We start from the raw sequence: 18,954 nt of genomic DNA, 5'->3' as shown, positions 1-18,954 counted from the left end.
AGGGAGGAGGGAGGAGGGAGGAGGGAGGAGGGAGGAGGGAGGAGGGAGGAGGGAGGAGGGAGCCAGGCGGTGATGCCGTTTTGTTGGCGGTGGGTGAGATCGGCGGGGAGAAATCTTCCGGTGATCCATTCGCGACCGTCGGGGAAGAGGACGATTCTGAGAATGGGAAAGGTTTGGCTGAGACGATCGGCTCCCTGGCGCAGGCGGTGCCAATCAGGGGGCAACCAGTGAAAGGCTTGCTGGCTGGTTTGGAGGCGGTTTAGGTGTCCTGACCAGTTCGTGAGGGGATGGTCGAGAGTCTGGTAGACGCGCAAGGTGGTGAAGAGGGTCGCACCGTAAAGGAGGGCGGGGTCGTCGATCGCCAGTTCCAGTGTCTTGCCTTTGATCAGGTTGCCATCGTACCAGTAGGCGTGTTCCATTGAGTGTTTTAACTCGATTTAGTGAAGTTTTTTCGCGGCGATTACACAGCCAGGAACGTCTTTAAATTTACGTGAATTCGATGAAATCTTTCGCTGCGGTTGTGAATCCAGGCAGCCCCCCAAATCCCCCACGAGTGAGGGACTTTGAACCCAAGATCTTGTCTGAAAGTCCCCCAATTTTGGGGGGTTGGGGGGCAGAAGCGCTAAAGAACGAAGCAAAAAAACCTCATCGAATTCACGTTAAATTTCTGTAGTAAAGAACTTTGAACCAGAAATTTTGTCTTAAAGTCCCCAGAATTGTTAGCTTGGGGGGCAGAAGCTCAGAGCAACCAAGCGATAAAACTGCATCGAACTAACGCTGCTTTACAGAGGCACTTTGTCGGTTGTCGTGAGCATGAAGAAGTTCAGAAATAAGGGCGATACTGGCAACTGGATCGATCGGCTTTGGTAAATGTTTTTGAAAACCGACGGCGTAGGCTCTTTGTTCGTCGGCTTCTCCAGCGTAGGCGGTAAGCGCGATCGCAGGCACATTTTTTCCTTGCTGAACGGGGAGCGATCGAATCTGGCGCATCAACATATAGCCGTCCATTTCGGGCATTCCAATATCGCTGATCAGCAGGTTGGGCGGAGATTGGGTAAAAATCTGTAGAGCCTCAGCCCCAGAAGCGACCGCCCGCACGATTGCACCCGATTGCTCCAGGGCAAAGGCGACAAACTCTCGCGAGTCGTCATCGTCATCGACCACCAAAATCTCAACCCCACTCAGATCGGCTGGCGAGGGGAGCGATCGTGGCGATGGCACAGCTTCTAATTGAGAAGCAAGCGGAAGGCTGACGGTAAAGGTCGCGCCTTGTCCTTCGCCGGGACTGCTGACGCTGACGGTGCCGCCGTGTAGTTCGACAATTTGACGGACGATCGCCAGTCCCAGTCCAAGTCCCCCAAATTTACGAGTCGTCGCGCCATCTTCCTGCCGAAAATGCTCAAAGACATGTGGCAAAAAATCAGGGTGAATGCCTTTGCCCGTATCGCTGACTTGGATCTGAACCTGGTTGTCAATCTGCGTTAAGTTGACGGTGATTCTCCCGCCTGTAGGCGTAAATTTGACGGCATTGGTCAACAGATTCCAGACCACTTGTTGAAGTCGCGCCCCGTCGCCTAACACTGACCCAATGGGATCAAGATTTACCTCAAGCTGAACGGCTTTGGCTTCGATCGCTAATCGCACCGTCTCGATCGCCCCCTCAATCACCGCCGACAGCGCGACCGGAAGCGGTTTCAACGTCAGCTTGCCGCGCAGAATCCGAGAGATATCCAGCAGATCGTCAATCAGTTGGACTTGTAGTTTGGCATTGCGCTCGATCGTCGCGATCGCTTGGGTTGCTTTGGTAGCATCTAGTTTGCCCTGTCCCAGCAGATTGGCCCAGCCGAGAATCGGATTCATCGGAGTGCGAAGTTCGTGAGAGAGGACGGCGAGAAATTCGTCTTTGATGCGATTGGCGCGTTCGGCTTCGGTGCGGGCGGCTTGCTCTAGCTTCAAAACGCGGTTGAGTTCGGCTTCGGTCTGACGGCGTTGGGCTTCGATGGAGACCCGATCGGTAATATCTTCGGCGACACCTGCCGATCGAGAAGGCTGTCCGTCTGCATCCAGAAGGATAAACCCGCGATCGCGAATCCAGCGCACCGAGCCATCGGGTCGAATAATTCGATAGTCTTCATCGCTCTGACCATTGGCTAGGCAACGCTCATTTGCCGATCGCATTCGTTCACGATCGTTGGGGTGAATGGACTCAAACCAAGTGCTGAAATTGCTGTAGAGGTCACCAAGATCGCGTCCCCAAATGGTTTCGTAAGCGGGACTGATATAAATTGGCCGCTGGGCTTTTAGATCAAATAGCCAAAACACGCTGGGAATGATTTCGGCCATTTGACGAAACTGTGCGTCGCTGTAATGCTGGGCAGAAATCGCCCGATCGCGCCTCACTTCGGCCTGCTGCCTTGCTGCAATTTGCTGAGTTGTCTCCGATTCGCAAACCTGAAGTCGCAGTGAAAGTTGACGCGATCGCAGCAAAATCTCAACTCGCGCCTGTAGTTCAATTTTCTCGATCGGTTGAATGATCAGTTCATCCACACTTTGCCAGAGGTGTCGCGTGGCGTATCCCACATCTGGGCGGCTGGTCGTCAACAAGAACGGTAATAGAATAGGTTGTTCGGCATCGCGTCGAGCCTGCACCGCTTGCCCCAACTGATCCAACGTTCTGCCACAGATGATGCACAGATCAAACGACTCAGACGCAAGTGATTGCCTCACGCTGTCTATATCCCAATCGGGAACGATGACTTGATAGCGTGGACTGAGCCAGTCTGACATCAGCCGACGATTTTCGCGGTGTTCGATTAGCAGCAAAATTCGGCTCATTTTAACAACTCCCGAATTAACTGCAAAAACTCCCGCATGGCGATCGGTTTGCTCAACAGGCCATTGGCACCGTGAGCAATACTGGCTTGTTGGATAGCGGCATGATGTCTCGGCGAGATCACAAGAAAAGGAATCCCCTGTTGGCGAAGCTGTTGGCAGACTGACCAAATGCTGGCATCAAATCCAGAAATATCAATTAATGCCAGATCAATTTTAGGCACTGGCCCCAAGATTAGAGCAACGTCCTCTAGACAGAGAGCGGGCAACACCTGATAGCCTTGCTGCTCTAAAAACTGAGTCAACAAGGTGAGATTGCGACGGTTGCGATCGAGAACCAAAATCTGTAGGGGGTCTTTAGGCATCCCGCTCATCGATCCAGTCTGGAATGCCGCTCAAGATGCCGCGCAGTTGCGTCAGGGGTTGCCCAACTTTGATCCCTTTTGAGGTGATTTTCAATTCTCGTAGCGTCCGTTCAAAATTAGACAGTCGCTTTTTGAGAACGCCGATCGCTTTTCGCATCTCGCCGCCCATTTCCAGGTATCGCAGAAACATAATGTTGTCCGCTAAATAACTAATGCCAACTTCTGTAACCCGAAAATCTCCGGTGATGTATTCGGTTTCATTGACTAAAATCACCGTCACGCCCATATTTTGCAGATATTTACACAAGGCATGAAGATGCATCACTAAATTGGCTCCTCGCACAGAGAGTTTGTAGCCTGCAACGCTGTCAATCATCACCACCCGCACCTGTTGTTGTTCGACTTCTTGGCGCACCAGGTTAGCAAACTCATCGGGACTAAAGTGCAGTGGCTCAATCGAGACGACCGATAGCGTTCTTTGCTGGATCATTGCTTGCACAGGCGTATTGATCGACTCGGCCCGATGTAGCAGCGTGTTGACCTGCTCCTCAAAGGTATAGAGTACCGATCGCTCTCCTCGGCTGGCTGCCGCTTTCATAAATTGCACTCCTAACGAGGTCTTGCCGACTCCGGTTGGCCCGGTTAATACGGTGACGGTGCCCCGCTCAATGCCGCCATGTAGCAGTTGATCCAGTTCGCTCACGCCCGATGAAATGGTCTCCAGCACAAAGTCACATTCGTAGTGATCGGGTTGCAGTCGCGGAAAAACAGCCATCCCCGTGTTGCAAAGCCGCAGGGTGTGAGGGCCTGATCTGAAGTGTGATCCCCGAAATTTGGTGACTCTGACGCTGTGATCGCCGCTGTCATGTTGCAACTCAATTACGCCATCGCTCATAAACTGCAAGTCGTCGTCTGGGTTGGTGTGGCTACTTTCTGAAGCAAATAGCACCGTTGCGCCCTGTTCGAGGAGGAACCGCAAAAACGAGAGAACCTGCTTGCGAAACTGAAACACATCGCTTGATAAGTAGCGAAACTGAGTCATCGCATCGATAAAAACTCGCCCCGGTTGAAGCTGTTGTACCTGTTCGACGATTCTCTGGGTGGTGGGTTCTCGCTCAACCTCAGCAGAGGAGAAGATATCGTAGGTTTCGACTTCTGTAAAAAAGCTAGAACTGGGGCTGAGATCGAGAAAGGTGACAGCTTGGAGATCAAAGCCCAGAAGATTGGCGTTCGATCGCACCTGCGCTTCGGATTCACTGAGAGAAATAAAGAGAGTTGGCTCATTTTGGGCTGCCCCTGCCGACAGAAACTCTAGCCCCAGCGTTGTTTTACCTGCGCCCGGCCCTCCTCTGACTAAATAGGCTCGCCGAGGAAGCAGGCCCCCCTCTAACACTTCATCCAATCCCGAAACCCCGGTCGAAAGGCGATCGTATTGCATTACCTAAACTCTGCCACTCATCAGAAACCAACTTACCAATTCATTGTTTCATATCTATCTATCGTTGTTTGCAGAGAATCATGCAGAGAAGTTTATCTGTCGCAAGCTAGAAAAAGTGTCGCGATCACGATCGTTCCTGCTTTTGTCCCGACGTTTCCAGCTTTTTGCTCAAAGGTTTTTGTTTTGAACTGGAGTTGTCGTGTTTTTGAGTCGGGCGATCGCGTTCTGAACTGAAGTCGTCGTGTTTCACACTGAAGAATTACAGCTTTTTTCTCAAGAAGTGCTGGTTGAAACTCAAGCTGTCTCGTTTGAAACTGAAGTTATCTTGGTTGAAACTGAAGAATTGCAGCTTTTTTCTCAAGAAGTGCTGGTTAAAACTCAAATTGTTGTGTTTTTTGCTCAAATTGTGGGGTTCCCCACAGAAGCCGTGACGCTTTGGGTGAGGTTTATCTCTTTTGAGTTAGAAAAGATACCGCCTTGACGTAGAGTTGCCCCGATGGAACCTGTACTGATACCAAATTGCGGCAGTGGATGAGAGGGAATGGGGAGTAGGGTGTGGAGTGTGGGGAAGCAGTGGAAGGCTTTCTCTCCCAAAATTTTTAGTCCCGTGATTCGTTTTGCAGAAGTTAAGGGCAACAGACCTGCGATCGTTCTCCCATTGGCTCCGACAACAACACTCCACTGTGAGCAGACATTCCAGAACGGTCGGCGTTCCTGCACAATAAGAGAAAGAATCTGAGTCATTGAAGCAAAGCATGACCTTACACCTGCCGCCCACACTGCGAAACCTACCTGCCTCACTCCCGATCGAAGGAGCCGTTCGCCTCGAACTTGAAGAAGGCATCCCTATCTTTCGCGCCTCCAGCCTCGTGCAAAACCGCATCGAAGCATTACTCTCCAAACAACAAGCGATCTCTTCGAGTTACCCGCAAGGGGTCGCCCTCAGCTTAGAAGAAGAAATCGAACTCGACGCTTACGAAGAAATGGACGACTATCTCAGCTTCGTCAACCGCACCCTCCGCAACTTATCTCTCAGTTCATCCGAGTGAGCCGCCCTTAAAATGTCAACTCGGCGCAAACTCTCACCAGAACTGCAACAACAAGTTCGCCAACAAGCCAGTGAACTCTGTGAATATTGCCACGCTTCTGAGCAATGGCAATATGTCCAGTTTACAATCGACCACATTCTCCCCATCGCTCAAGGTGGCACAGACGACCTCAGCAATTTGGCACTTGCTTGCTTCCACTGCAATCGCAGAAAGACCGACAAAACCACTACGATCGACCCTCAAACCGATCGGCAAATTCCTCTATTTAACCCTCGCCAACAGGGTTGGAACGAGCACTTTATCTGGTCTGCGGATGGTCTAACCATCATTGGCTTAACGGATATCGGCGATGCCACGATCGCAGCCTTGACCTTAAATCGAGAACGAATTTTCAATATCCGTGCGGCAGATCGAGCGATCGGACGACATCCACCTCCAAACGATCCAATCCAGTCATTAGCATAGTGTTCCGCGATTCTTTTTGTAGAAGTTAAGGGCAACAGACCTGCGATCGTTCTCCCATTGGCTCCGACAACACTCCACTGTGAGCCGACATTCCAGAACGATCGACTTTCCTGCACTCAAAAAACCTGACGAGCGTTGAGGGGCTATCAACCGTTTTTAATCTTCGGTCTTTGTAGATGTGCATACAATTAGAAGCATGGCGTATCAATGGGACACCCAAAAAGCAGCGAATAATCTCAGCAAACATGGAATTGATTTTGCCGATGCAGTCTCCGTCTTCTCCGACGATTGCGCCATTACCCTGACAGACCAACGGTATGACGAAGAACGCTACATCACGATCGGACTGGATGCTCTGGGTCGCTTTCTCGTTGTGGTCTACACTTGGCGAGATGATGAAACTCGATTAATTTCTGCGCGATCGGCAACCCGTTCAGAACGAAATCAATACAGTGAGGGATGAGTCATGGAAGCAGAGTACGATTTTAGTCAAGGCAAACGAGGCGCAGTAGAGCCAACCGCAGCAGGAAAAACTCAAATTACCATTCGGTTAGACGACGACATCCTGACCTGGTTTCGAGAACAAGTTCATGCAGCAGGCGGCGGAAACTACCAAAGCTTGATCAACAAGGTACTGCGTCAACACATTCAGCAGAGCCACGAACCTTTAGAAACCACTTTACGCAGAGTTGTCCGAGAAGAACTTGAGCGAATCGAAAAGTGAAAATGCTTGTCCTGAATTCAAAGGGAATCGAGAATTAGAGTGTCCGGGAATTGAGGAAGCGATCGCTCCTCCAAAATTTCCAGTGGCGCGATTCTTTTTGTAGAAGTCAAGGGCAACCGTCCTGCGATCGTTCCTGCATTAGCCCTAGTGACACAGCCGAAGATACAAGAGGCAACCCGGATTGGCAACCGAAGCAAAGAATTTCATCGAATTCAAGTTAATCAAATTCCACAATCGATCGACTCCTCAAGGCAGCCAAGCCCGATCGCTCTAAAATAAAAGCAACTTGCTCAAACCAGAAGGCACCCATGACCACGCTATTGATCCAGAGCGTTCCTGTGACGGTTCATCTCCCTTCGCTCAACACCAGCACTCACGAGAAGTTTTACGAATTTTGTCAGGTCAATCCTGATTTGCGAATCGAGCGGACAGCCCAGGGAGAAGTCATCATCATGCCGCCCACTTTTTCGGATACCGGAAATCGAAATTTTGACCTTGCCGTTGAATTAGGAATTTGGGCAAGACAAGACGGGACAGGCATCTGTTTTGACTCTAGTGCAGGCTTTACGCTTCCCAATGGTGCGGTGCGATCGCCCGATGCTTCGTGGATCAGGCTCGATCGCTGGAACGCCCTCACTGACGAACAAAAAGCCTCCTTTGCTCCGATTTGTCCAGACTTGGTAATTGAACTGCGATCGGCAAGTGATTCATTAACCACACTGCAAAACAAAATGCAGGAATATCTCGACAATGGGGCAAGGTTGGGACTGTTGATCGATCGCCAAAATCGTACCGCTCATGTCTACCGTCCTAACGTCACTCCAGACATTTTGAACGATCCAGAATCGGTAAGCGGCGATCCAGAATTACCAAAATTCACGCTACGAATGACCAAAATTTGGTAGCTAATCACACGACAAATCCCATGTCTTGTAGACCTTGACGTAATCGATCGCCTTCGGGGGAGCCTGTCTGTTGGTGGAGGGCGATCGCCGATCGAAAGGCTGCCAAACTTTCGGGAACCTGACCGATTTTGAGTAGGGCGACACCGAGATTTTGATAAGCCTCAGCATATTGAGGTTGGAGTTGAATGGCGATTTGGTAGTGAGCGATCGCTTCGACAAACTGGCCCATTGATTTGAGCGTCATCGCTAGATTGTTATGCGCGATCGCTAATGTTGGATCAATGTCTAACACCTGTTCATATAACTGTTTTGCTTGAATTAAATTACCTTTCTCTTTGAGCAGATTGCCCCAATTGTTTAAAGCACCTAATTTAAGTTTAGGTAAAATCGGTTGCTCTGCTGCGGTTTGATAGTGGCGCTCGGCTTGAATTGCATTACCTAACTCACTATGAACACTGCCTAAGTGATAATGCAGTTCATATAAAATGGGAATATCAATATTAGCAGCATACAGCCCGCGTTCTAACAAGCTCAGGCCCTTGGGCACTTCACCCATCTCGACATAAAGCGCCCCCAATTTGCTGCATACATACGGATCGCTGGGATGTGTTTTGAGAAAGCCTTCCATAATCGATCGTGCCTTCGCAAACTTATCTCTCGCCGCAATCACATCCGGTTGATATCCATCATGCAAAATAGCAACCTTTGGTAAATAACCAATTTGCCACTGCGATTCGCGCTGCAACAACTCATTTACACTGTCATCCACCATTGCATGATACGGACGACTAAAGTAAAGGTCAGGATGACGACGAAACAACCGAGACACCAGCGAGTAAGGCGATTGGGCTGCGCCGATTTCTTGTCGCACTAGATTAACCAAAAGTCGCTGTTCGTTTTGGAGCGCTTGCTTCAAATCAGGCACAATCTCAGGCACCAACACCTCATCGGCATCCAACACCAGCACCCAATCGCCGTGAACGTATTTGAGAGATTCATTACGGGCGGCTGAGAAATCGTCGCACCACTCAAAGCTATAAACAGCGGCACCCCATTGGCGAGCGATCGCCTGCGTCTCATCCGTCGATCCTGTATCTAATACAACCATTTCGTCAACGACATCGCGAACGCTGGCCAGACATTTTGGCAACGCTGCCTCTTCATTTTTAACAATGATGCAAAAACTCAAACTGACCATTTTGTAACTTACTTTATAACTTGTGAGGACGGTTGTCTCATTTCAGTCATTACCCCTTTGTAGCGCATTTGTAGCGCACGATCGCTCCCCTCGTTCATCAACCTGGCTCTGAGTTTGGTGAAAGTGAGTATAAATCGTGAGCATAGTAAAATGTTTATGGGAACAGTAGACTATCTTTCTTCTTTCGATGCTTTGGGGATTTGGAGATGCACTCAGAAACAACGCAACCGCAATCAGATTTTGTCGTTGAATCCAATTTGCACCCCAGCGCTCAACTCCCGATCGCAACTCAGCTTTTTCAGCGAGTACTCGATACCCTTCCCCAGTTGATTTTTTGGAAAGACCGCAACTCTGTCTATTTGGGCTGTAACCACAACGGAGCCAAAGTCGCTGGAGTAGCGTCACCAGAGCAGATCATCGGCAAAACAGACTACGACATGCCCTGGAAACTCGAAGAGGCGGAATGGTTTCGGGAGGGCGATCGCCGCGTCATAGAGTCCGGTATTCCCCAACTTCATATTATTGAGCCACAGCAGCAAGCAGACGGCAAACAAGCCTGGTTAGATACCAGCAAGCTTCCACTCAAAAACGATCAGGGCGACGTAATTGGTATTTTGGTAACAATCGAAGATATTACCGATCGCATCACCCTCGACCAGGAAAAACAGCGCTTTCAGACAGACCTCGAAGCCAAAGTCGCCCAGCGCACTCAAGAACTAGAAGCCACGATCGCCCAGCTAGAACAAGAGATTCGCGATCGTCGAGACGCAGAAGCTGCCCTGGCTCAAAGTGAAATCCGATTTCAGAAACTGACGGCCAACGTTCCTGGCATGATTTATCAATTTCGATTAGAGCCGGACGGATCATCCGCTTTCCCCTATGCGTCGTTGGGTTGTCGAGATCTATATGGCATTGAGCCTGAAGAAATCGAGCAAAGCGCTGAACGGCTGATCGACTTGCTGCACCCAGACGATCGTCACAACTTTTTTGAATCGGTTATGCACTCCGCCAAAACCCTGGAAACCTGGCATTGGGAAGGCCGAACGTTTACCGCTTCTGGGCAGGTTAAATGGATTCAAGGAAGCTCTCGACCCGAACGGCAACCCGACGGCGCAGTGGTTTGGGATGGGTTGTTATTAGATATCAGCGATCGCAAACAGATCGAAGCCGAACGTAAACAAACCGCAAAAGAACAGTCTCGATTAGTCGCCATCTTAGAAGCAACCACCGATTTAGTCGTCATCGCCGATGGGCGGGGTAACACCTCCTACATCAATCAAGCCGGACGGCGACTGTTAAATCTGTCTCAAGCTGAAATGGATCAGGGATTTGCGATCGGCACCATGATCGCCCCCTCTGCGCTCGACCAATTTCAACAAGAAGCCCTAAACACCGCTTTACAACAGGGCATCTGGTCAGGTGAAACACTATTGCTCTCGCGAGATGGGCGCAAAATTCCCGTGTCTCAGGTGATGATGGCCCATCGCAGCGAACAGGGCGACATCGAATTTTTATCGACCATTGCCCGCGACATCAGTGACTACAAACACGCAGAATTGGCGCTGCGATCGTCTGAGTCTCAACTGCGGCAACAAACCCAAGACTTAGAATCTACTTTGCGTCAACTGCGAATAACTCAATCTCAACTCATTCAAAGTGAGAAAATGTCCAGTCTGGGACAATTAGTTGCGGGCGTGGCCCATGAGATCAACAATCCAGTGAACTTCATCTATGGCAACATTGCTCACACATCTGAATATGCTCAAGATCTCATCGCTTTATTAGAAAGTTATCAGCGATATTATCCCAATCCCAACCCGGCGCTTCAGGCCGAAATCGAAGCGATCGACTTAGACTTCTTAATGTCTGATCTGCCCAAAACCCTGAATTCGATGAAGATCGGAGCCGAACGAATTCGTGAAATTGTCTTGTCACTGAGGACGTTTTCTCGACTCGACGAGGCAGACATCAAAGCGATCGACCTCCACGAAAGTCTCGACAGCACCTTGATGATTTTGCAACATCGTCTCAAGCCAAAATCTGATTTTCCAGGGATTCAGGTGATCAAAGACTGTGGCAATCTACCGCCTGTGGAATGCTACGCCGGACAGCTAAATCAAGTGTTTATGAACATTTTGAGCAACGCGATCGATGCATTAGAAGAAAGGTTTGAGCGCTCAAAATTCGATCAGTGTGAGATTGCTAAACCAACCATTCGCATTGTGACTCAGCACACGAGAGAGAATACCATCATTCACATTATCGACAATGGTTCTGGAATGCCTGAAGAAGTCATGAGTCGGCTATTTGATCCGTTTTTTACAACAAAGCCTGTCGGCAAAGGTACTGGACTGGGGCTATCAATCAGCTATCAAATTGTCGTCGAAAAACATCAAGGACAATTGCGCTGTCAATCCACACTTGGAGAAGGCACAGAGTTTACGATCGTCATTCCCCAAATCAAAAATAGGAACTAATTGCAGGCTGCCAGGAGATAGGTAGAGCTAATTTCTTGTTGTATGACTTAAATTATTGGTTTATGAGTATTTCGGTTTACTGGTCAGTATCGGGGAAAAGTAGCGCATCATAAGGTTACTTAGCTAAGTTTCAAGTTGATTGCTATGCGAGATGATTTTGCTACATCAATCAAAGAGACTCTTGCAAAGCGGGTAGGCTATCGGTGTTCCAATCCTGGCTGTCGTAAGTTAACCAGCGGCCCACACGAAGACCCGTCAAAATTCGTCAATATTGGTGTTGCAGCACACATTACAGCCGCCGCTTCAGGTGGAAAAAGGTACAATCCTACAATTTTATCAGAAGCAAGAAAATCTATAGACAACGGAATGTGGCTTTGTCAAAACTGCGCCAAATTGATTGACAGTGATGAAGTGAAGTATCCTGTTGACTTGTTGATTAAGTGGAAGAAACAGTCTGAGCAGACTGCAAGGTCAGCAATTGAAAAGTCAACAAAAGAGGATTCGTCAAAACCAGATGTTCCAATCGATTGGTATCAGATTAGCCAGATACGACTGGAAGAGCAGCAAAAATTAACGACTAATTTTTTGACAAGAAGCCAGGGGATAAACCATCACTTAGACTCGGTATATGTGCCTTTGGGTTTGGAAGAGCGTAAGCCTCCAAAACGACAAGGTGATGTTGCGCCAGAAGAAGGATCAACGCTATACCGGGAAGCAAAAATCACCCAAACCTTTGAGCATCAGCAGTTTTTAGATCAAGTGCTTCGACAAAAGCAAAGCCCAAAGAGCCAGGGTCGGCGGATTGCGATCGTCGGACAGCCAGGTGCAGGTAAGACAACCCGATTACAGCAGATAGCCCAATGGATCACTCAAGAACTGAAGCAGGCTGTTATTTGGGTTTCGCTCTCTGCACTGGGAGGGAAGACTTTAGAAGAATACCTTTTGGAGACATGGCTCAAGGATAGTTTGAAAGTTGCCAATGTTTCTCCAGAGCAGAAAAATGCTTTTGTTGAGTGGTTTAAAGACTCTCAAACCTGGTTGCTATTGGATGGTGCAGATGAAATGTCTGCTAGAACTCATGCTTCTCCTTTGGAGGCGATCGCAAGTCAGATCACAGGCTGGATTGGTCAAGCCCGGATTATTTTGACTTGTCGGCAAAACCTTTGGGACACTCATGCTCATGGTGTGGAAATCTTTGATGCCTACCGCACATTAGATTTTTCATACCCAACTCAGGTAGAACAATTTATCGAAAACTGGTTTGCTCAGGAAGAGGCAACACGAGGACAGCGGTTATGTGTAGCGCTACGAGAACGAGGGCGAGAACGAATTCAAGATTTGGTGAAAAATCCGCTACTGCTCACACTGCTATGTTTGGATTGGCACATCCGAGAGGGCAAACTTCCAGAAACAAGAGTAGCCCTATACGAGCAGTTTACAAAAGGCTTTTATGAATGGAAGAAAACGGAGATTCCGACGACGTTTCAACAGCGTAAACAACTGAATGCCAAACTGAGTGAACTGGCGCTAGAAGCGATCGAGAAAGAAGCTAACCGATTTTGTTTGCGCCACGAATTCATATCTCAGTTCATGGGAGAACCAGAAGACGAAGCCTCTTTATTCTGCCTGGCATCAAAGTTAGGTTGGCTAAATAAAGTGGGAGTCGATGCAAGCAATCCCAGAGAATCTATCTACGCCTTTCTCCACCCAACATTTGAGGAGTATTTTGCTGCTTTAGAAGCTAAAGAGCGGCTGACCTGGGATGACGTATTTGGCAGGCATTGGCAAGATAAAGCTTGGCGTGAAGTGCTACTGCTAATTTGCGGGATGGTTGATGCCGAGTCGGCGGGCAAGTTGATTGAGTTTCTGATGGAGCAGGAACTTAAGTATCATGACGGAGATTTTGATTGTCGTGAAGATTGTGAACGGTATTGTGCAAATCATACACTCAACAAGCTTTTGATTGCGGCTGACTGCTTTGGGGAAGTAGAACAACCAGAAGTAATTGAATTAATTAGTTCTCAATTGCTGTCAGAGTTAAAGGAATTCTATGAGGACAGTTATAGTGTGCGTTTGGTGGCTGAGTTTGCTACTTTTGCTACTAATAAGCTGGATGATTTTTCATTGAATCTAATGAATACCTCAGATGCAATTTGCGATCGAATTGCTAAGTACTTTCAAAATGAGCCAAATACTCTCTCATGGCTAAAAGAACAATTCAAAGCGATTAGATATCCAGATTGGTCTGATGGTCTTCCGTTGATACGGACAGTGACTCATTATTTCCATGACGATGTGCAAACTTTGACATGGTTAGTCCATGATGTTTACCCGTCTGCTGATGAAGTACTTTCACCTTTTGTATTAGATGAGATCGGGCAATCCTTTAGGGACAATCCACAAGCCTTGGTATTGCTACAAACACTGGTCGAGCGTGGAGCATCAGATGCGGTATTTGCGATTGCTAAATATTATGTAGATGAGCCAACAACTCTATCGTTGCTAACCGATTATGCTCAACAAGATAGACATTGGAGTGTTCAAGCATCTGCTTTGGTAGCGATCGTTCGGCACTATGGCTATGACCTGGAAACTCTAGCATGGGTGCAGCAGTTCATCCTTGAATGTGAGTGTTCTGTTCAGGAAGAAGTCGTAGAAGAGATCGTCGAACACTATAGTGACAGTCCAAACATTCTGGTATGGCTACAACAACGTTTCTTTCCACAAGCGCAAGAGTCGCGATGGCGTATCCTAAATAGCTTTCTAATCAATCACCCTAAACACCCACACACTTTTGAGCTATTGCAAGATTGCGCCGCTAATGCTGCCGATCTCGATACACGCCAATGGGCAACCGGAGAGCTTGAGCAATGGGAGAAGGAAAAGTTAGCTTCCTCAGTCTAAAATAGCAAGTAATTTGTATAGCGGACATCAATGAGCATTAGTCTTACTCCCGATCAGGAACGTCTGATTCAAACCAAACTCCAGTCTGGAAAGTATCGCTCTGTCGAAGAAGTGCTTGAGATAGCTTTGCGACTGCTGGATGAATACGATCTCTCCGAGTTACCCGCGAGGGGTCGCGCCGATGCAGAATGGGTCGAGGTAGTCAGAACAAAAATTGACGCAGCTATAGAGGCATCAACTCATACACCTCCAGTTGATGGTGAGACGTTTGTAAACCAGATTTTGGAGCGGTTCCAGCAGACAAGCGAGGCGTAAGAGTCGCAAACTCAGCTACATAACATTAGATTATTTGCGCTGCCCAATACTCGGTGTAATCTAGACGCTATACCTTTTCGATTGTCTTCATGATTCCTCTCTGGCGGACTGCTCGATTTTGGCGATTTGTAGGACAGGCGATCGCGGTCGTTCTCATTGTCTCGGCACTGGCATTTTTGGGCACCAATCTCGATCGCAACCTAAAACAATTAGGAATTCGCGTCGGCTTTGGGTTTTTGCGATCGCAGGCCGGCTTTACGATCGGCGAGACTCCCGTCGGTTACGAACCGTCTGACAACTACAGTCAAGCTCTACTGATCGGCTTGCTCAATTCGCTCAAGGTGATTGTGACTGGGATTATTGCCGCGACGATCGTCGGTGTGACCGCAGGAATTGCTCGATTGTCTAACAATTGGCTGGTCAGGCATCTAGCAATGGTCTATGTAGAAGGATTGCGAAACACCCCATTGCTATTACAGCTTTTCTTCTGGTATTTCGCTGTTTTCTTGAGCTTGCCCACCCCAGAGAATGCCATTTCGCTAGGATTCATCAACTTTAGCAATCGAGGCGTTGGGCTACTGGGGACACAGCTTTCACCCGAATTTTCCGCCTTACTTGCCGGATTGACCCTCTACACCGGAACCTTTATCGCAGAAATTGTGCGTGGCGGCATTCAGTCAGTGCCTAGAGGTCAATGGGAAGCCGCCCGATCGCTCGGACTCAAACCCGGACTGGTGATGCGGTTGGTGATTTTGCCCCAGGCATTACGGGCGATCATTCCGTCCCTCTCTAACCAATATTTGAACTTAGCCAAAAATTCTAGTCTGGCGATCGCCGTCGGCTATCCCGATCTCTACGCCATCTCATCGACCACGTTTAATCAAACCGGACGCGCCGTTGAAGTCATGCTGTTGATCTGTGCAACCTATCTGACCATCAGCTTGATCATTTCCCTATCGATGAATTTGTACAACCGTTCCGTACAACTGGTAGAACGATGACCCCAACTCAATCCTCAAGACCCAAAACTCAAGTCTCTATAACCCATTGGCTACACAAAAACTTCTTTAACACCTGGGCAGATAGTCTGCTAACGATCGTTTGTTTTGCGCTGCTGATCTGGATTGGTTACGGACTGATCAATTGGATTTTTATCAAAGCACAGTGGGCAGTTGTCGCTAGAAATTTGCCTCTGTTTTTTATCGGACGCTATCCCGTTAGCCAATCCTGGCGACTGTGGGTTGCCTTTCTGGTGTTGGTCGGAGCGATCGCCTCTAGCATTCTCAGCAGACAACTCAAACTATCTCAACAGAAGACATCTCTATTCGTTTTACCAATTTCTTTTTTTCTCATCCTATGGTTAATCGGGGGCGGTGGCTTTCTCACTCCCGTTGGCACAAATTTATGGAATGGATTGTTGCTCACATTGTTGTCAGCAATCATCAGCATTCTCTTAGCCTTTCCGCTTAGTATTCTCTTAGCATTAGGTCGTCAGAGTACATTACCTGTTCTTAAAGGATTCTGCACGATATACATTGAGCTAGTCAGAGGACTACCCCTGATTGGAATCCTCTTTATGGCGCAGGTGATGTTGCCGCTAGTGTTGCCCGGTCAGGTAAGATTGGATCGCGTCGTGAGAGCGATCGCCGGACTCGTGTTATTCAACGCTGCTTATCTAGCAGAAAATGTGCGCGGCGGGTTGCAATCTGTGCCATCGGGTCAAATCGAAGCCGCTAAAGCACTGGGGCTAAATACGCCTCTGACGCTCTGGTTGATTGTATTGCCTCAAGCGTTGCGGGCAGTGATTCCAGCGATCGTCGGACAATTCATTTCGCTATTCAAAGATACGTCACTGTTAGCGTTGTTTGCCCTGGTAGAACTGACGGGAATCGCCCGATCGATTTTGGCTCAACCTCAGTTCTTGGGACGCTACGCAGAAGTTTATCTATTTATTGGTCTGATTTACTGGGTTTTTTGCTACTCGATGTCGATCGTCAGTCGTCGTTTAGAACAAAAAAGAGGTTAATTGGAACCAAAAAGCTCGAAGATCGTCTGCACCGAATGGCGACTCTAGCCAAGTTCTTGTAGCGAGGCAGATCCCAACGGTCTGTTTCAACCGATCGCTTTAGCCGATTTGAAACAAGCCATACAGTTGTTGTGATTTGCGAAAAATCGTTATAAGATTTACGCGGCGTTACAAAAGTTCACTTTACGTAATCTGGATACCATTCCCATGCAAACGAAAACGACTGTGATCAAACTATTGAGTCTCGCAGGAGTCTTGAGCTTCGGTGCGCTGGTCAGCCTTCCTAATGCGACCCAAGCAGACATGCACTCGCCCAAGCCCAAGCCCGCGGCACCCATGCCCATGTCTAGCCCGATGACTCAGCCAGCCGAGCCGATGACTCAGCCGATGTCTACCCCGGCTCCGATGGGTTCTCCTAGTGGGATGACATCAAGCGAAACGATCGTAGGCGTTGCCACCGCGAACGGCTCTTTCAAAACGCTGACGGCTGCTCTCAAAGCGGCTGGCCTCGTCGAAACCCTCAACGGGTCTGGCCCGTTCACCGTTTTTGCACCCACGGATGCCGCCTTTGCCAAACTTCCCAAAGGTACGGTTGAGACGCTGCTCAAGCCCGAAAACAAGGCCAAACTCATCCAGGTTCTCACCTACCACGTCGTTCCCGGCGAAGTGCTTTCGACCAGCCTCAAATCGGGCAAGGTCAAAACGGTCGAAGGTAGCCCTGTCAGCGTGATGGTGGGCAAAAGCGGCGTAATGGTCAACAAGTCAAAAGTCACCGGGGCCGATGTCAAAGCCAGCAACGGCGTGATCCATGTGATTGATACAGTTTTGATGCCTCCGGCCAAGTAAGCTCAATCGCTGTTACATTCAAGCTTCTCAATCACTAATGGGGATTGCTCGATCGAGCACCCCTTTTTTTAGCCCGTTGTCCGCCGAACGTGATCGAGAATGCGCTGTCTACGCTCTGCCGATCGAATCGGAAGCGGTTTCGCAAAATCTGCGGTGCTGCGAGCAAGATGCTCTAGAATGCGTTTTTTGCGATCGTCTGCACTGGCCATAGTCTTTAATTTGAACTGTCTAAACTAGCTCTGACGATTCTAACGCTCATGGCTCCGATTGGTTAGAGGCTTGCAGGTAGCCAATAAAGCCTTTGAAATTTCGCTCAATTTTGATCGAGGTGCCGTCTTTGCTGTGAACGTAAGCAACTTCGGCAGGTGCAATGTCTAGTAAATTGGCAACCAGCATGTTGAGAGAAATTGTTTGAAACGCAACGGTTGCGCGATCGCTCAAATGTTTGGTTACAGTAATCGGAATGCCAGCGTGATCAAAAGTGCCAACGCAAACCAAAAGCTCAGTTTTGTCTTCAGATTCCATTAGAGAATATTGTTTAGACGGACAGCTTTAGCATTCCCACAGAGAGCAAAAAGGCTTGAAGATCGACAACACTTCTACTTCAGCTTAGAAATATTCCTGCTTGAGAATTAGCCTGATTTCGTAAATACTCACGAGCCGATGGAGACATACTCGACTTCATCCAAAATGTGTGGGCCAATGTAAGGGCTTAATGACTCGATCGTGACGAGATCGATCGCTCTACCAAAAAGGTCTTCCAGAAAAAAAGAGAGATGCATAAAGTTATCAAACGTTTTCTCATCCGGCTCAAAAGCAACCAAAATATCGACATCGCTTTGATCATAAATTGCACTGTCACGCACAAATGAACCAAAGACACCACAACGACTCACTCCAAACCAATGTAGCTGCTGTTGATTTTCTTGAAGGAGAGACAGCACTTGCGCTTTCATCTGTACAGGCATCATTTGCATAAACTAGTCACCTGATGCTAAATCTATCACACCCTCTGCTTAACAAAATAGACTGCAAAGGACGCTGCATTCAAGTGATGCTTTCGTGCAAGCAGAGCCACTCTCAAAAATTCGGGATTCCAAAAAACGAAAAACTCTTGTAGAATACCTCGCAGATGGATCTAAACGCCCCGAAGCCTGATCTCCACAATCAGAACTCCGAGGACTTCCATCTAAAGTTAAGAGTAGTAACTTCAGAGGCGTATATGATTGTACACCGTCAGCTTTGCGATGGGATCTTGAAAGGCTGGAATCAAGATCCTGCATACAGTTCATATTGGTGGGGAACGTTTGAGCCATTGCTTTATACTTCCCCATCTAGGGAAGCCGCGTTCCCATCCTCTTTGCACTAAACAGAGAGGAATCACAACATGGCCGTTAGGAGACACCTTCC

General features: G+C 48.4%; 21 protein-coding genes and 1 pseudogene. 13 read left to right on the top strand and 9 right to left on the bottom strand.

What is annotated here, in order from left to right:
* From ACJ2PR_RS30445 to ACJ2PR_RS30430, 4 genes and pseudogenes are all read right to left on the bottom strand, one after another.
* Positions 1-419 (bottom strand): annotated as a pseudogene (locus ACJ2PR_RS30445) (hypothetical protein); the annotation flags it as partial.
* Between the two features lie 352 nt (positions 420-771).
* Positions 772-2,835 carry an ATP-binding protein gene (locus tag ACJ2PR_RS30440; protein ID WP_446879795.1) on the bottom strand — a complete coding sequence of 688 codons (2,064 nt, stop codon included), beginning with the start codon at positions 2,833-2,835 and terminating at the stop codon, positions 772-774.
* A complete protein-coding gene (locus ACJ2PR_RS30435; RefSeq protein ID WP_446879794.1) occupies positions 2,832-3,197 on the bottom strand; it encodes a response regulator transcription factor in 366 nt (121 codons plus the stop codon). Before ACJ2PR_RS30435 ends, ACJ2PR_RS30440 begins: the two co-directional genes overlap by 4 nt.
* Positions 3,190-4,635: an ATPase domain-containing protein gene (locus tag ACJ2PR_RS30430; protein WP_446879793.1), complete on the bottom strand. Its 1,446-nt coding sequence runs from the start codon at positions 4,633-4,635 to the stop codon at positions 3,190-3,192. The genes ACJ2PR_RS30435 and ACJ2PR_RS30430 overlap by 8 nt, the downstream gene beginning before the upstream one ends.
* A gap of 241 nt (positions 4,636-4,876) precedes the next feature.
* Here ACJ2PR_RS30430 and ACJ2PR_RS30425 point away from each other — a divergent pair, with 241 nt between their 5' ends.
* The 3 genes from ACJ2PR_RS30425 (at position 4,877) to ACJ2PR_RS30415 (ending at position 6,149) form a co-directional block, all read left to right on the top strand.
* Positions 4,877-5,116 carry a hypothetical protein gene (locus ACJ2PR_RS30425; RefSeq protein WP_446879792.1) on the top strand — a complete coding sequence of 80 codons (240 nt, stop codon included), beginning with the start codon at positions 4,877-4,879 and terminating at the stop codon, positions 5,114-5,116.
* A 274-nt stretch (positions 5,117-5,390) separates the two neighbouring features.
* Positions 5,391-5,684 (top strand): hypothetical protein, encoded by a 294-nt coding sequence (locus ACJ2PR_RS30420; protein ID WP_446879791.1) that lies wholly within the window; start codon positions 5,391-5,393, stop codon positions 5,682-5,684.
* A 12-nt stretch (positions 5,685-5,696) separates the two neighbouring features.
* Complete coding sequence (locus ACJ2PR_RS30415; protein WP_446879790.1) at positions 5,697-6,149, top strand: HNH endonuclease; 453 nt, start codon at positions 5,697-5,699, stop codon at positions 6,147-6,149.
* Between the two features lie 25 nt (positions 6,150-6,174).
* Here the strand turns inward: ACJ2PR_RS30415 and ACJ2PR_RS30410 are convergent, their stop codons facing one another.
* The gene (locus ACJ2PR_RS30410; RefSeq protein WP_446879789.1) at positions 6,175-6,333 is read right to left on the bottom strand and encodes a hypothetical protein; all 159 of its coding nucleotides are present in this window, start codon (positions 6,331-6,333) and stop codon (positions 6,175-6,177) included.
* A gap of 12 nt (positions 6,334-6,345) precedes the next feature.
* Here ACJ2PR_RS30410 and ACJ2PR_RS30405 point away from each other — a divergent pair, with 12 nt between their 5' ends.
* From ACJ2PR_RS30405 to ACJ2PR_RS30390, 4 genes are all read left to right on the top strand, one after another.
* Positions 6,346-6,612, top strand: a complete 267-nt coding sequence (locus ACJ2PR_RS30405) for a BrnT family toxin (protein WP_446879788.1) — start codon at positions 6,346-6,348, stop codon at positions 6,610-6,612.
* Positions 6,613-6,615: 3 nt separating this feature from the next.
* Entirely contained in the window at positions 6,616-6,873 is a 258-nt protein-coding gene (locus tag ACJ2PR_RS30400) for a BrnA antitoxin family protein (RefSeq protein ID WP_446856507.1), read from the top strand.
* Positions 6,854-6,976, top strand: coding sequence for a hypothetical protein (locus tag ACJ2PR_RS30395; protein WP_446869298.1), 123 nt, complete (start codon positions 6,854-6,856; stop codon positions 6,974-6,976). Before ACJ2PR_RS30400 ends, ACJ2PR_RS30395 begins: the two co-directional genes overlap by 20 nt.
* Before the next feature lie 205 nt (positions 6,977-7,181).
* Entirely contained in the window at positions 7,182-7,778 is a 597-nt protein-coding gene (locus tag ACJ2PR_RS30390; protein ID WP_446879787.1) for a Uma2 family endonuclease, read from the top strand.
* Positions 7,779-7,782: 4 nt separating this feature from the next.
* Here ACJ2PR_RS30390 and ACJ2PR_RS30385 read toward each other — a convergent pair whose 3' ends face one another.
* Positions 7,783-8,976: a glycosyltransferase gene (locus ACJ2PR_RS30385; protein ID WP_446879786.1), complete on the bottom strand. Its 1,194-nt coding sequence runs from the start codon at positions 8,974-8,976 to the stop codon at positions 7,783-7,785.
* Between the two features lie 206 nt (positions 8,977-9,182).
* On the opposite strand from ACJ2PR_RS30385, the gene ACJ2PR_RS30380 reads away from it, so the two are divergent.
* From ACJ2PR_RS30380 to ACJ2PR_RS30355, 6 genes are all read left to right on the top strand, one after another.
* Positions 9,183-11,453: a PAS domain S-box protein gene (locus tag ACJ2PR_RS30380; protein ID WP_446879785.1), complete on the top strand. Its 2,271-nt coding sequence runs from the start codon at positions 9,183-9,185 to the stop codon at positions 11,451-11,453.
* Between the two features lie 630 nt (positions 11,454-12,083).
* The gene (locus tag ACJ2PR_RS30375) at positions 12,084-14,357 is read left to right on the top strand and encodes an NACHT domain-containing protein (RefSeq protein WP_446879784.1); all 2,274 of its coding nucleotides are present in this window, start codon (positions 12,084-12,086) and stop codon (positions 14,355-14,357) included.
* A gap of 30 nt (positions 14,358-14,387) precedes the next feature.
* The gene (locus ACJ2PR_RS30370; protein ID WP_446879783.1) at positions 14,388-14,672 is read left to right on the top strand and encodes a ribbon-helix-helix domain-containing protein; all 285 of its coding nucleotides are present in this window, start codon (positions 14,388-14,390) and stop codon (positions 14,670-14,672) included.
* An 89-nt stretch (positions 14,673-14,761) separates the two neighbouring features.
* Positions 14,762-15,673 carry an amino acid ABC transporter permease gene (locus tag ACJ2PR_RS30365; RefSeq protein ID WP_446879782.1) on the top strand — a complete coding sequence of 304 codons (912 nt, stop codon included), beginning with the start codon at positions 14,762-14,764 and terminating at the stop codon, positions 15,671-15,673.
* Positions 15,670-16,698 carry an amino acid ABC transporter permease gene (locus tag ACJ2PR_RS30360; protein WP_446879781.1) on the top strand — a complete coding sequence of 343 codons (1,029 nt, stop codon included), beginning with the start codon at positions 15,670-15,672 and terminating at the stop codon, positions 16,696-16,698. Before ACJ2PR_RS30365 ends, ACJ2PR_RS30360 begins: the two co-directional genes overlap by 4 nt.
* A gap of 207 nt (positions 16,699-16,905) precedes the next feature.
* A complete protein-coding gene (locus ACJ2PR_RS30355; RefSeq protein WP_446879780.1) occupies positions 16,906-17,544 on the top strand; it encodes a fasciclin domain-containing protein in 639 nt (212 codons plus the stop codon).
* Positions 17,545-17,612: 68 nt separating this feature from the next.
* Here ACJ2PR_RS30355 and ACJ2PR_RS30350 read toward each other — a convergent pair whose 3' ends face one another.
* The 3 genes from ACJ2PR_RS30350 to ACJ2PR_RS30340 form a co-directional block, all read right to left on the bottom strand.
* Positions 17,613-17,753 carry a hypothetical protein gene (locus ACJ2PR_RS30350; protein ID WP_446856497.1) on the bottom strand — a complete coding sequence of 47 codons (141 nt, stop codon included), beginning with the start codon at positions 17,751-17,753 and terminating at the stop codon, positions 17,613-17,615.
* 46 nt (positions 17,754-17,799) lie between these two features.
* Complete coding sequence (locus ACJ2PR_RS30345) at positions 17,800-18,069, bottom strand: hypothetical protein (RefSeq protein ID WP_446856496.1); 270 nt, start codon at positions 18,067-18,069, stop codon at positions 17,800-17,802.
* A 128-nt stretch (positions 18,070-18,197) separates the two neighbouring features.
* Positions 18,198-18,521, bottom strand: a complete 324-nt coding sequence (locus tag ACJ2PR_RS30340; RefSeq protein ID WP_446879779.1) for a nucleotidyltransferase family protein — start codon at positions 18,519-18,521, stop codon at positions 18,198-18,200.
* Positions 18,522-18,954 lie beyond the last annotated feature (433 nt).

It is taken from the genome of Phormidesmis sp. 146-33 (assembly GCF_052939515.1).
This window is presented reverse-complemented; position numbering and strand designations above follow the sequence as displayed.